The organism is Phyllobacterium sp. 01N428 (assembly GCF_056399405.1).
The window spans coordinates 1-515 of sequence record NZ_JBFTRH010000024.1; the positions used below are offsets into that span (position 1 = coordinate 1).

A 515-nucleotide genomic window follows, 5' to 3' on the forward strand; every position below is an offset into this window, starting at 1 on the left:
GGCCAGCATCGCGCGCCGCTTCGCCGTGGTGCAGCATGGAAACTTGCGTGCCATCGTCATCCCCTCGAAACATACGGTGTTCGGGGATGATGTAGGTCAAAGAGGGTAGGCTACCCTCCCTGTAATGGGGGGGCGGGGCCAGCATCGCGCGCCGCTTCGCCGTGGTGCAGCATGGAAACTTGCGTGCCATCGTCATCCCCTCGAAACATACGGTGTTCGGGGATGATGTAGGTCAAAGAGGGTAGGCTACCCTCCCTGTAATGGGGGGGCGGGTCTGCCCCAGTTGGGTGGGCGCGAACACGCCGTTCCTAATCGAGCTGGACATTGGCGCGCTTGACCACCTCGGTCCAACGCTTGTTGTCCTCCGCGATCACCTTGGCGAAGGTGTCGCTCGTGCCATAGAACGGCTGCGCGCCTTCGGCAATCAACTGCTTGACCATCGCCGGATCCGTGGCGACGGTCCGCACGGTGTCCTGCAGCTTCCTGATGACCTCTGCGCTGGTGCCGGCCGGTGC

At 63.1% G+C, this 515-nt stretch carries 1 protein-coding gene; it reads right to left on the reverse strand.

The features are described from left to right. Nucleotides 1–308: 308 nt before the first annotated feature. The coding region (locus tag AC1DNI_RS22765; RefSeq protein ID WP_477693526.1) for a tripartite tricarboxylate transporter substrate-binding protein at nt 309–515 on the reverse strand (207 nt) is incomplete at its 5' end.